The sequence below is a fragment of the Winogradskyella ursingii genome (assembly GCF_013403975.1).
Taxonomy (GTDB): domain Bacteria; phylum Bacteroidota; class Bacteroidia; order Flavobacteriales; family Flavobacteriaceae; genus Winogradskyella; species Winogradskyella ursingii.
Genome location: NZ_JABFDH010000006.1, coordinates 123452 through 135950, shown reverse-complemented (window position 1 = coordinate 135950; position 12499 = coordinate 123452). Strand labels below are relative to the sequence as shown.

Annotated in this window: 10 protein-coding genes; 9 read left to right on the top strand and 1 reads right to left on the bottom strand. The window is 35.0% G+C overall.

What is annotated here, in order from left to right; translation table 11 throughout:
* Window positions 1–32 precede the first annotated feature (32 nt).
* From HM983_RS14955 to HM983_RS14915, 9 genes are all read left to right on the top strand, one after another.
* Window positions 33–1178, top strand: a complete 1146-nt coding sequence (locus HM983_RS14955) for an aminotransferase class V-fold PLP-dependent enzyme (RefSeq protein ID WP_179346547.1) — start codon at window positions 33–35, stop codon at window positions 1176–1178.
* Between the two features lie 8 nt (window positions 1179–1186).
* Window positions 1187–1744 (top strand): NUDIX hydrolase, encoded by a 558-nt coding sequence (locus tag HM983_RS14950; RefSeq protein WP_179346546.1) that lies wholly within the window; start codon window positions 1187–1189, stop codon window positions 1742–1744.
* Window positions 1741–2418: a PrsW family intramembrane metalloprotease gene (locus HM983_RS14945; RefSeq protein WP_179346545.1), complete on the top strand. Its 678-nt coding sequence runs from the start codon at window positions 1741–1743 to the stop codon at window positions 2416–2418. The genes HM983_RS14950 and HM983_RS14945 overlap by 4 nt, the downstream gene beginning before the upstream one ends.
* A gap of 70 nt (window positions 2419–2488) precedes the next feature.
* Window positions 2489–2965 (top strand): acetyl-CoA carboxylase biotin carboxyl carrier protein subunit, encoded by a 477-nt coding sequence (locus tag HM983_RS14940; protein WP_179346544.1) that lies wholly within the window; start codon window positions 2489–2491, stop codon window positions 2963–2965.
* 122 nt (window positions 2966–3087) lie between these two features.
* Complete coding sequence (gene accC / locus HM983_RS14935) at window positions 3088–4527, top strand: acetyl-CoA carboxylase biotin carboxylase subunit (RefSeq protein WP_179346543.1); 1440 nt, start codon at window positions 3088–3090, stop codon at window positions 4525–4527.
* A gap of 155 nt (window positions 4528–4682) precedes the next feature.
* Window positions 4683–6224, top strand: coding sequence for an acyl-CoA carboxylase subunit beta (locus HM983_RS14930; RefSeq protein WP_179346542.1), 1542 nt, complete (start codon window positions 4683–4685; stop codon window positions 6222–6224).
* Between the two features lie 223 nt (window positions 6225–6447).
* Window positions 6448–7074 carry a hypothetical protein gene (locus tag HM983_RS14925; RefSeq protein WP_179346541.1) on the top strand — a complete coding sequence of 209 codons (627 nt, stop codon included), beginning with the start codon at window positions 6448–6450 and terminating at the stop codon, window positions 7072–7074.
* 263 nt (window positions 7075–7337) lie between these two features.
* Window positions 7338–8336: a serine hydrolase gene (locus HM983_RS14920; protein ID WP_179346540.1), complete on the top strand. Its 999-nt coding sequence runs from the start codon at window positions 7338–7340 to the stop codon at window positions 8334–8336.
* A gap of 76 nt (window positions 8337–8412) precedes the next feature.
* On the top strand, window positions 8413–11196 hold the full coding sequence (locus tag HM983_RS14915; protein WP_218841873.1) for an NTP/NDP exchange transporter: 2784 nt from the start codon (window positions 8413–8415) through the stop codon (window positions 11194–11196).
* Here the strand turns inward: HM983_RS14915 and HM983_RS14910 are convergent.
* The gene (locus HM983_RS14910) at window positions 11193–12497 is read right to left on the bottom strand and encodes a serine hydrolase (protein WP_179346538.1); all 1305 of its coding nucleotides are present in this window, start codon (window positions 12495–12497) and stop codon (window positions 11193–11195) included. The genes HM983_RS14915 and HM983_RS14910 overlap by 4 nt on opposite strands.
* Between the last annotated feature and the right edge of the window lie 2 nt (window positions 12498–12499).

Below are 12499 nucleotides of genomic sequence, written 5' to 3'. Positions count from 1 at the left end.
TAAAATTTTTTTGAGTTTAATGAATTAACACCATGCCTTTAACCAACCTAAAAAATCAATTCAACTTTCCTGAAGATGTTGTGTACCTTAACACAGCAAGTTTCTCACCTGCTTTTACATCTGTTGAAACAGCGGGCGTTAAAGCTGTAAAGGCTAAAAGCCGTCCAGATTTTATTTCAGCGTCAAATTTGTTTGAGCCTGTAAAAGAGCTGAAAACTTTATTTGCTGAAATTATTGATTGTGACAATTACAATCGCGTGGTTACGATTCCGTCAGTATCTTATGGGCTGGCAACTGTAGCGAATAACATTGAGTTGAAACAAGATGACGAAATTTTAATCATCGACGAGCAGTTTCCAAGCAATGTATACATCTGGAAACGATTGGCAAATCAATACAATGCAAAAATTATTACCGTTAAAGAGCCTGAAAACAAATCAGATTGGAATCGTCATATTCTTGACGCCATTAGCGATAGAACAGCTCTGGTTGCAATGGGACATATCCATTGGGCAAACGGAATTCTTTTTGATTTGAAAAAAATCCGAGAAAAAACAAAACAACATAATTCATTATTGATTATTGATGGCAGTCAGTCTATTGGTGCACTCCCCTTCTCCATTAAGGATATTGAACCGGATGCGTTAATCTGCGCTGGTTACAAATGGCTGTTTGGACCTTATGGCTGTGCTTATGCTTATTATGGCGCGTATTTTGATAACGGACAACCAATTGAAGAAAATTGGGCCAACCGTCTAGAAAGTCAGGATTTTTCTAAATTGACCGATTATCAATCAGAATACCAACCCTTAGCGGGTCGTTATGCCATGGGACAAAGCGGCAGTTTTATTTATGTACAAATGCAAATTGCTGCACTGAAAGAGATTTCAAGAATCAATCCTCAAGAATTACAGGATTATTGTCACGACATTTCAGCCGATGCATTGGTGAAACTTTCAAAATTAGGTTTTCATTCTGATGCACCAAAGGACAGAGCCAAACATATGTTTGGTATTAAAATTCCTGAAAATTTAAATTTAGAGAAACTTAAACAGAATTTGAAAGATGCGAATATCCATGTGTCTTTTCGTGGAAGATATATTCGTATTTCCTGTCATGTCTTTAATACTAAATTGCATTTTGAACGACTAGTTGAGGCAATTTCAAAGAGTTTATAAGTCATATTATGGACGAATACATTGATATTGTAGATAATAAAGGTAACCCAACAGGAAGGACAGCTCTTAAGTCCGAAGCACATAAAAATGGATGGTACCACAATACCATCCACTTATGGCTATATACCAAAAAGGGCGAAATTCTTCTGCAACAACGTTCAAGAAAAAAAGCAATTTTTCCATTGCTTTGGGACGTTTCCGTCGCTGGACATATTGATGCTAAAGAAACCATTGAGCAAGCTGCTCTCAGAGAAGCGGAAGAGGAAATAGGAATTAAACTAAAAAGCGACCATCTCGAAAAAATTGGTGTAGAACTTCATAAATCAGAATATAACAACGGTAAAATCAAGGATTACGAATTTCATAATGTCTATATTTCAGAATTAAAAGTAGCATTGAGAGACCTCATTCCGCAACCTGAAGAAGTCGAAGATTTAAAATTAGTTAGCTTTGCTGAGTTTGAGTCACTTTTAAAAAATAGCACAACCAACAGTCATTTTGTTAGTACCAACAAATCCTACTATCAATTTATTTTAAACGCCATAAAGAAAAAACTCAATAAATGAATTTACTCTTATTTGCAGTAGCACCAATATTAACCATCATTCTTTACATCTATTTTCAAGATAAATATGAGAAAGAACCAGTTGGACTTTTAATTTTAAGTTTTCTTTTTGGTGCCATTGTGAGTATAATAATAGTAACTACAATTTATTTATTTACTGGACACTTTTTGCCAGTGACAGACGAATTTAGTATTTGGCAACAATTTATACAAGCATTTGTTGTGGTGGCTTTATCTGAAGAATTTTCAAAATATATTATAGTTAAATATTTTGCCCAGCCAAGAAAAGCATTTAATGAACCTTACGACGGCATCATGTATGCTGTCATGGTCTCCATGGGTTTTGCGTGCACCGAAAATATCCTATATGTATTGGAAGGCGGCTACACCACAGCTGTTTTAAGAGCATTTACAGCTGTGCCTGCACATGCTACCTTTGGGATTTTAATGGGCTATTTTATGGGAAAGGCTAAATTTTCTAACAATCGTTTAAAATGGAATATGGTCGGACTGTTTCTAGCTGTACTCTTTCACGGCGCTTATGATTTCTTCCTGTTTATAAACTTTATTCCAGGCATTTCCATAGGTGCATTTATTTCGTTAATCATTGCCATTATATTGTCCAAAAAAGCAATAAAACGGCATCAGAATAATTCAGAATTTAAAATTCCGTAAAGACTATTTATGGTGTGCTTTAATTTTTTTAATTTAGAAGCATCTTCAATATTTAAAGAAAACCTTATATATGTTCAAAATAAAAGTGAATGACAATTATAGCTTCGAGCTTAAGCACGAAGATATCAATGATGAGGATGTCATCAAAACTGCCCAAAACAATTATCACATCATTCAAAACCATCAATCCACCGAGGCCGAAGTTTTACATTCCGATTTTCACAAGAAATCCTATAATGTTAAAGTGAACAATACTGTTTATTCAGTAGCTATTTTTGATGAACTAGACCAACAGATTGAAGCTCTAGGTTTTGAAATTGGAGCTTCCAAGCAAGTTAACGAGGTCAAAGCACCCATGCCAGGTTTAATATTAGAAATCAGCGTAAAAATTGGAGATAAAGTGGAAGAAGACGATGCATTACTTATACTTGAAGCCATGAAAATGGAAAATATTTTAAAATCACCAAGAGCAGGTATAATTAAATCCATAAAAGTGAAACAAGGTGAAACGGTGGATAAGAACATGCTTTTAATTGAATTTGAATAAAGCCCAACCATTATCCTGAGCGCGGCAGAAGCGCCATTTAAAAACCCTAAATTGAAAAAAAAAAAATTCAAAAAGATATTTCGTTTCATAGAAACAGATATTGAAAAAAAGTTAAGCATAAAATGAAAAAAATACTAGTAGCCAACCGAGGGGAAATTGCCATACGAGTGATGCGCACCGCAGAAAAAATGGGTATTAAAACCGTAGCAGTTTTTTCTGAAATAGATAGAAATGCGCCACATGTACGATTTGCAGATGAAGCAGTGTGTATTGGTCCTGCACCATCCAATGAGTCTTATTTAAGAGGAGATAAAATTATCGATGTTGCCAAAAAGCTTAATGTAGATGCCATCCACCCAGGTTATGGATTCTTGAGTGAGAATGCCGATTTTGCAGAACTTTGTGAAGCCAACAACATCACATTTATCGGACCTAAATCCAAGGCAATAAAGGTTATGGGAAGCAAACTAGCGGCAAAGGAAACGGTAAAAGCCTATAATATTCCCATGGTTCCAGGTACAGATGAAGCCATTACGGATATATCTAAGGCCAAAGAAATTGCATCAGGAATTGGGTTTCCTATTTTGATAAAAGCTTCCGCTGGTGGTGGCGGTAAAGGAATGCGGATCGTAGAAAACGAAGCTGAGTTTGAATCACAAATGAATAGAGCCATAAGCGAAGCCAAATCTGCGTTTGGTGACGGTTCCGTTTTTATTGAGAAATATGTGACCTCCCCTCGACATATCGAAATTCAGGTAATGGCAGATACACACGGTAATTATTTACACTTTTTTGAACGGGAATGCTCCATACAGCGTCGTCACCAAAAAGTAGTTGAGGAAGCACCATCGGCAGTTCTGACAGCACAACTTCGTGATGAAATGGGTCAAGCCGCTATTAATGTGGCACGCTCTTGTGATTATGTTGGTGCTGGTACTGTTGAGTTTTTGTTGGACGATGACCACAATTTCTACTTCTTAGAAATGAATACAAGATTACAAGTAGAACACCCAGTATCTGAATTAATCGCTGGTGTAGATTTGGTGGAACTTCAAATAAAAGTTGCGCGAGGCGAAGCACTTCAAATCAAACAAAAAGATTTAAAAATTAATGGACACGCGTTAGAACTTCGTGTATATGCTGAAGACCCAATGAATGATTTTCTACCTAGTGTTGGTCATTTAGATGTTTACAGATTACCCGAAGGAAAAAATATCCGAGTGGATAATGGTTTTGAAGAAGGAATGGACATTCCCATTCAATATGATCCAATGTTAGCGAAGTTGATTACTTATGGAGAAACAAGGGATGAAGCAATTCAATTAATGCTAAAAGCTATTGACAATTATCATGTAGAAGGCGTGCAAACCACCTTACCATTCGGCCGTTTTGTATGTGAGCATGAGGCCTTTAGAAGTGGTAATTTTGACACTCATTTTGTTAAAAAATATTATTCTGCAGATTTGCTGGAAGAACAACATAAAATTGAAGCTGAGATTGCCGCTAAAATTGCATTGAAACGTTATTTGGAAGAACAGAAATTACTTCGATTTTCTAATTAATCTCAGCAACCAAACTCAGTTTGCGCTTTCAACAAGTAATTGAGCATAACTGAGAGAGAGAAAAGAAATTTACATCGAAAGACTGTCGGAAAGCAATACGAGATAAATAATCAAAGTTAGATTCTGGATCAAGTTCAGAATGACAAAAGAAAATTATGGACAAAAAAATAAAATCGCTAAAAGAAAAATTAGCCTTATCAAAACTGGGAGGCGGACAAGCACGAATAGACAAACAGCATCAAAAGAAAAAACTCACCGCTAGAGAACGCGTAATGTATCTTTTGGACGAAGGTTCTTTTGAGGAAATTGGTGCTTTGGTTACACATCGCACCAAAAGTTTCGGCATGGATAAACAAATGTTTTATGGTGACGGTGTAGTTACTGGATATGGCACGGTGAACGGGAATTTAATCTACATTTTCGCTCAGGATTTTACCGTTTTTGGTGGCTCATTATCAGAAACCCATGCTGAAAAAATCTGCAAAATTATGGATATGGCTGTCAACGTTGGAGCACCAATCATTGGCTTAAACGATTCTGGTGGAGCACGAATACAAGAAGGTGTACGGTCATTAGGCGGTTATGCAGATATTTTTTACAGAAATGTACAAGCCTCTGGTGTGATTCCACAAATTTCTGCTATCATGGGACCTTGCGCAGGTGGTGCAGTATATTCACCAGCAATGACTGATTTTACTTTGATGGTTGAAGATACAAGCTATATGTTTGTTACTGGACCAAATGTTGTAAAAACCGTAACCAACGAGGAAGTCACTAGCGAAGAATTAGGTGGTGCAAGTGTGCACGCTTCAAAATCTGGTGTGGCCCACAAAACTTCTTCAAATGATGTAGAATGTTTGGAGGACATCAAAAAACTGTTGAGCTACCTGCCACAAAATAACAAAGAAAAGCCTGAAGATTTAGACATTGAAATTAACAATGAAATAAGGGAAACCTTAATGAACATTGTTCCAGAAAATCCGAATAAGCCTTATGACATGCACGATGTCATTAAAGGCATAATTGACGAGGATTCATTTTACGAAATCCATAAAGATTATGCAGAAAATATCATTGTAGGTTTTGCAAGACTTGGAGGAAAGTCTATTGGTATAGTCGCCAATCAACCCATGTTTTTAGCAGGAGTTTTAGATGTTGCCAGTTCTAAAAAAGGTGCTCGATTTGTTCGTTTTTGCGACTGCTTTAATATACCATTATTGGTGCTGGAAGACGTACCAGGTTTTTTACCAGGAACGGATCAAGAGTGGAATGGTATTATAGTAAATGGAGCCAAATTACTGTATGCTTTTAGTGAAGCAACCGTACCACGAGTAACCGTTATTACCAGAAAAGCCTATGGTGGTGCTTACGATGTCATGAATTCCAAACACATTGGAGCAGATATGAACTTCGCTTGGCCTAATGCCGAAATTGCAGTTATGGGCGCTAAAGGTGCTGCAGAAATTATCTTTAAAAGAGAAATTTCAAGCGCAGAGGACAAAGAAGCCAAATGGAAAGAAAAAGAAAACGAATATGCAGAATTATTTGCTAACCCATACAGTGCGGCGGAACGTGGTTTTGTTGATGAAGTAATTCTGCCACAAAATACCAGACGTAAATTAATAAAAGCATTTAGCATGCTTAAAAATAAACAAGTTAACCGACCAGAACGAAAGCATGGGAATATACCTCTGTGATGAATGACCGTTTACAAAGCACTTTTAATTATTTTATTTAACAATTAATTTTAAGTCTCTCAGCACAAATTAAAGCCTGGATTTGTTCTTGGGTAAGTGCATTAAATTTCATAATTCAAAAATACTAAACTTGAAAATTAAAAAACGATTCAGAGTTAAAAATTGGCGAAAATATCTGTTCGAATTTCTCTCAATATTTCTTGCTGTATGCCTTGCCTTTATAATGGATAGATGGAACGATGAAAGAAAAGATGGTATTGCGGAGAACAAGATTCTAGAAGAAATTTATAAGGGATTAGAGCGTGATAGTTTAGACCTTGCTAATGACGAGCAATACTTTAAAATAGCCTTCAGAGGACTCAAGTATTTTAATGACATAATAGATGGAAAAATCGTTAAAAATGACTCTTTAGTTACGTATTATTTTCTGTTCTCTAGAGAAAGTATAGTAGTTCAAAACAAATCTGGATATGAATCTTTAAAATCAAGAGGTCTAGAAACTGTTACAAATGATTCTTTGAGGAGTAAAATCATAGATTTATATGAAGTAGATTATGAATTAGCAAGAAAGTTTAATGAAGAACATAGTGAATATAAATTTACGCAAAATTACTTTCATAAAATTAATGACGCTATAGCACCTCATTTTGAATACGATAGTCTTAATAATATTAAAGGAATTAAACTTCCCTTAGAACTTAAGGAAAAAGAGCGAAATTTGATTAAAAGTTATCTTTGGAAAATAGCAGTCGGAAAACAAGATAGGTACCAAGCCTCATTCTATGGAAAACAAAAAATTGGAAAATTGAGAACAGATATACGCGAATATCTTGAGGAAAAATCCAAATAATAGACAATTCCAAGCAAATTTTGACTAAACGCAAATGATAATTCTCGCTTACTTTTTAAGATCATAAAGTATTTTCAGCTTGAATTTTGAGACAAGAATTCAATATCAACACCACCACACCTAAGAAAAGGGTCTCATTACCTACTAAAAATCAAAAAGTTAAAAATAAATGTTAATTCATTTATAATATTTACATTTATAGCATCCATGGTACACATATTGCACGTATATGATTGAATTTTTAAACTAATAACTTAATGTCAATGAAACACCTTTTTTTAGCATTATCTTTTTTGGCTTTTTTTAATTGTGAAGGACAAACAACAAAATCACCAAAAAAACATCAACCACAAGAGACAAAATTATTGGCAGACAACTCACAAAATGTCTTCCATCAACAATCAAATATCACACTTCCTGTTACCTCAGTCGATACTATTTTTAAAATCTCGGATTTAAGAGATAATCTTCTGCAGAACACACTCATGATGGAAGTTAATAAAAATAAATTGTGGCGTTCTTTAATCAATAAGGATGCTATGGCTATTGGTATTGTAGATTTAACCGATTTAAATAATGTTAAGTATGCAGGCATCAATGATAACAATATGATGTATGCAGCTAGTTTACCAAAAATTGCAGTATTACTTGCGGCCATGGATGCACTTGATAAAGGTGAATTGAAAGATTCTGAGGAGATTCAAAATGATATGAAAATCATGATTAGTAGATCCAATAACGCGGCTACAACTCGTATGATAGATCGTGTAGGCTATGCTAAAATTGAAGAGGTATTACGTTCCCCACAAAACGCGCTATATGATGAAGAAACTGGTGGCGGACTTTGGGTAGGTAAACGTTATGGAGGCGGTGGAGACACTAACAGAGAACCTTTAAAAAATCTGAGTCATGCAGCAACAACCAACCAAGTTTGTAGTTTTTATTATCAATTGGTCATGGGTAATTTAATTAACGATGAGCGTTCTAAAGAAATGCTGGAAATTATGAAAAACCCAGCTTTACATCACAAATTTGTGAATACCTTAGATAGAATTGCTCCTAAAGCCGATATTTATAGAAAATCTGGTTCTTGGAGAAATTACCACTCAGATTCGGCTCTAGTTTGGGGGCCAAAACGACGCTATATCATCGTTGCGCTGATTGACAATGATTATGGCGAGAAAATAATTAGAGATTTAGTCGTTCCTCTTGAAAAAATAATGAAAAAAGCCCGAACTTTGGAGAAGCAAGGTAAAGCCTGAATCCAATTTAGTGGTTAGACAATTTTTAAATAAAACTTTTGGAATAAGAGATGGCGAAATATACATCTCTTTTTTAATGCAAATATATATCTTCTTGGTGATCACAGTTTTGTTGATTATCAAACCGATTATTAATGCACTTTTTCTTTCCGAACTGGGTGCCGAACAACTGCCGTATGGCTATCTTCTGGTTGCCTTAGTAGCGGTCGTAACTACCTACTTCTACAACAAATGGGTTAAGAAATTTTCGTTTAAACGTGTTACCACTATTTCGCTTATTGTTTTTGCCTTAAGTTTTGTGGTATTGGGTATAATAATAGAAACACTCAATTTAACTCATTGGTTGCTTTATGTCTATTACATCAGTGTAGCATTGTTTGCTGTAATAACAACGTCACAATTTTGGATTTTGGCAAATTTGGTTTTTAACTCAAGAGAAGCCAAAAGGTTATTCGGATTTATTGGTGCTGGAGCTATTGCTGGCGGTGTATTTGGAGGTTACCTAACCAGTATCATTGTTTCAAGTTTTGGTAATGTTACCGCTATAATTGTTGCCGCTGTTTTACTACTGGCATGTATTCCAATACTCCATAAAATATGGACGCTTAGAATTAAAAAGTTGAATGTGCATATAAGGGCACAACGTAAATATCAAGAAGATAGTTCTTCCCATGAGCCTGCCATTAAAATTATTTCAAGATCAAAGCATTTAACGTATTTAGCTTTAATTACAGGTTTGGGTGTCATAGTAGCAAAATTAGTAGATTTTCAATTTAGTGATTTTGCCAATAAGGCAATTCCAGATCCAGATGAACTGGCTTCTTTTTTCGGTTTTTGGTTTTCAACATTTAATGCTGTTGCTCTTTGCATTCAGTTGTTTTTAACTAATAGGGTGCTGAGCAAACTTGGTGTGTCTTCAACACTACTCATTTTGCCCTTGGGTATTGCATTTGGTAGTTTATTGTTTTTAACTTTTCCTGAATTATGGGTACTAGTTATTATTAAAGGTATCGATGGAGGTTTTAAGCAATCCATAAATAAAGCGGCTGTGGAATTATCGATAATGCCAGTACCTTTTAATATCAAAAACCAGGCAAAATCATTTATTGATGTTGCGGTAGATAGCATAGCCACTGGTTTAGCAGGTTTAATGCTTATTTTACTGATTCAGCGTTTTGATTTGCCGACTTGGTACATTAGTATCATTGTACTGTTGCTCACTTTTGCTTGGATTATACTTATTTATAAACTTCGTGAAGCTTATTTTAACTCTTTTCGATTGAATATTCAGCGGAATTTATCTTCCGAATCACTTGGCAATCGCAGTCTTCAAAAAGAAAAAACTATTAATTACACGCGACAGATTTTAAAATCGAATAACGAAGATGAAATACTTGCTGTTCTTGATAGATTGAGTGCATATAAAATTAAAGCTCTAAAACCCGAAATCTTAAATCTACTTAATTTTCCTTCAGATAAGGTCAAAACAGAAACTATAAAACAACTTTATATTTATGATAAAGGAGCGGCTCTAGAAACGATAAAAACCTTTATTTTTTCTGATGATGATGAGCTCGTACATACAGCATTAACCTATATTTTAGAAAGATCAAATATATCGCATAATGATTTTTTTACTGAATATCTTGACCATGAAGATCCGATGATTTCAAGCGCTGCCTTATTGTGTTTATCACAGGAAGTTATGGATAATTATAGTTTAGCTAGAGGTTTTCATCTCGAAAAACGCATCAATGATAGATTGAATGAGCTACTTCTCAACGATGATGTGAGTAGACAAGAGGATATTGCCAAATTATTACTGACTATTGCATATTCTAAAACTGAAAAACACTATTCCTATATTTCGGTCAACCTTCAAAACAGAAATCCATATATAGTAAAACACGCTATTAAAGCTGCAGGTATTACTTCTAGCGAGGATTACAGCAGAACACTTTTAGGATTTTTATCGGTTAAGATTTATCGCAAAGCTGCAAAAAAAGCCCTGAAAAATTACGGTAGCAATATTACAAATACGATTATAAAATTAGAGCAAAATGAGGAATTGACCAACGATTCCAAGCGCCATATCCCTTCATTGATAGGTTCTTTTAAAACTCAAAAATCAGTTAAGATTCTTTTACGCTTTTTAAAGAGTAAAGACATCATCATTAGATATGAATCGGCAAGAGCCTTAAATAAATTAAAGTCTAAAAACGAATCTATTTCTATTAGCAAAAGGAGGCTTAAGAAAGAAGTTATTCGCGAATGCAAATATGGTAAAGAAACCTTAACAGCATTAGCATCTCTGCGCGCACTAAACAATGCGGTTGGATATGACCAGCCTTCAGATAAAGAAATAGAACTGTCAATTGCAAGAAAGAGTATCATATCTGTACTCGAAGAACAATTGGATATGAGTCTTAAGACAGTATTTCAAGTTTTGGGACTACTTTATGATGAAGCGGATATCAAGGTAAGCTATTCTGGTTTGATAAGTGACGTCAAAGAAGCACAAGTGAATGCTATGGAATTCTTGGATAACTTATTACAAAGCCAAATCAAGATACAAATACTGCCTTTAATTGAATATTATAATGTTGACAATAAAAATGTAGATACGGATAAAATCATTCAAATTGAAATTCTACCAGAACATCTATTATTACAATCACTATTAAAAAAACGTGGAAAACGTATTAAGTTAGAAGTACTTCACCTTATCCGTATACTTAAAGACCAGTCTTATACAACGCTAGTCCATCAGCAAACACTCCAAAAAAATAAAGAGATAAAAACTTTTGCTACTGAAACACTAGCTGTATTAAAGGAACAAACGCATAAACTACATACTTAATTACCAGTATCTTCTTCATCTTTATACGGTACTTCTTTAACCTCTGGCTTAGTATTATCCATAGTAATTAAATCGTCAATCTTGCTGGCTAAGTACATGTGTGCACCTGCTGAATTACGGTTTAACACATTTGTCATTAAACAGACAATATATTTTACACCATCGTCGTGCTCAACAATAATAACCGAATTCATATAGTTAAATACATTACCTGCATAAGCCTTACAATTTGGGTCTTTATTACGGTCGCATTTATAAAAACTTCCAGATTTAAAATAAACTGCCGCACTATCCAAACGAGGTGATTTTGCGTACCTAATTCTTCTATCGGTAAGATATAATAAGCGCTTCATCTCTAGACTGGAGTTTTCGTCAATTACTTCTCCTTGTTCCATTTTTACCAAAAATTTCATCAAGCCTTTTGGTGTACCAATACTACCGCCTTTGCGACCAACATATTTACCTGGCCCATTGGTAAACAGACCTCCCAAACGCCAATCGTCCTCAGTAATTCCTAATTTACGCAAAGGGTCATTGACAACGGAATGTGCCAAATTGGTAAGTGAATCTCTCGGTGTTTCCTTGAAATATGTTTCAGCTTGTTCTTCGGTGAGATTGACATAATTTGCCTCAAATGCGGCCATAAGCATAGCTTCTCTATACATAACGCTTGCCGCACCATTATTACTTACGGACACCATATGATCCAACCATTCGTACAATGAGAATACATCACTCGCAACAACTTGTCTTTTTACCAATTTATCTTTCTCAATATCGTAAATAGGCACTGTATGATGATCTCCAGTTCCCCAATATCTGGATGATACTTTAATATCTTTTAAATACATAACACGGTCCTCCCAAGAGTCCGGACAAATTTTCGCCAATTGATCAAAAACGGCATTTAAGACAGCTATTTTACCTACACTTCCGGGTTGGTAACCAGCATTTTCTCTGTATGCAGCATATTTTAGATCGTCTGGATTTGTCATATCCATTACCGCTGCGGAATAGTTACCACTAGGAAACAAAGAATTTATTCTTTTGGCGAATTCCTTATCCTCGACCAAAACATCATCTAGACTATCGTTTACGGAAGTAAGATTCAGTTTTATATCTTCCATTTTTTTGTAAGCTCCCGCAGGTATTCTTTTATAGGGTACGCTGTCTTCCTGAAATTTCTGAATTTGGTACAATCGTTTAATTCCCGTTTTTGTATAACCGTCAATAGGATAGAATGTAAAACCGAAAGACACGGCTACGGCTAATACGATTAATATTTTTATAGACTTTTTCATGA

Coding starts and splice junctions, on each gene's coding strand:
- HM983_RS14930 (WP_179346542.1), top strand. CDS start 4,683: ATGGACAAAAAAATAAAATCGCTAAAAGAAAAATTAGCCTTATCAAAA.
- HM983_RS14950 (WP_179346546.1), top strand. CDS start 1,187: ATGGACGAATACATTGATATTGTAGATAATAAAGGTAACCCAACAGGA.
- accC (WP_179346543.1), top strand. CDS start 3,088: ATGAAAAAAATACTAGTAGCCAACCGAGGGGAAATTGCCATACGAGTG.
- HM983_RS14955 (WP_179346547.1), top strand. CDS start 33: ATGCCTTTAACCAACCTAAAAAATCAATTCAACTTTCCTGAAGATGTT.
- HM983_RS14910 (WP_179346538.1), bottom strand. CDS start 12,497: ATGAAAAAGTCTATAAAAATATTAATCGTATTAGCCGTAGCCGTGTCT.
- HM983_RS14925 (WP_179346541.1), top strand. CDS start 6,448: ATGGATAGATGGAACGATGAAAGAAAAGATGGTATTGCGGAGAACAAG.
- HM983_RS14945 (WP_179346545.1), top strand. CDS start 1,741: ATGAATTTACTCTTATTTGCAGTAGCACCAATATTAACCATCATTCTT.
- HM983_RS14920 (WP_179346540.1), top strand. CDS start 7,338: ATGAAACACCTTTTTTTAGCATTATCTTTTTTGGCTTTTTTTAATTGT.
- HM983_RS14940 (WP_179346544.1), top strand. CDS start 2,489: ATGTTCAAAATAAAAGTGAATGACAATTATAGCTTCGAGCTTAAGCAC.
- HM983_RS14915 (WP_218841873.1), top strand. CDS start 8,413: ATGCAAATATATATCTTCTTGGTGATCACAGTTTTGTTGATTATCAAA.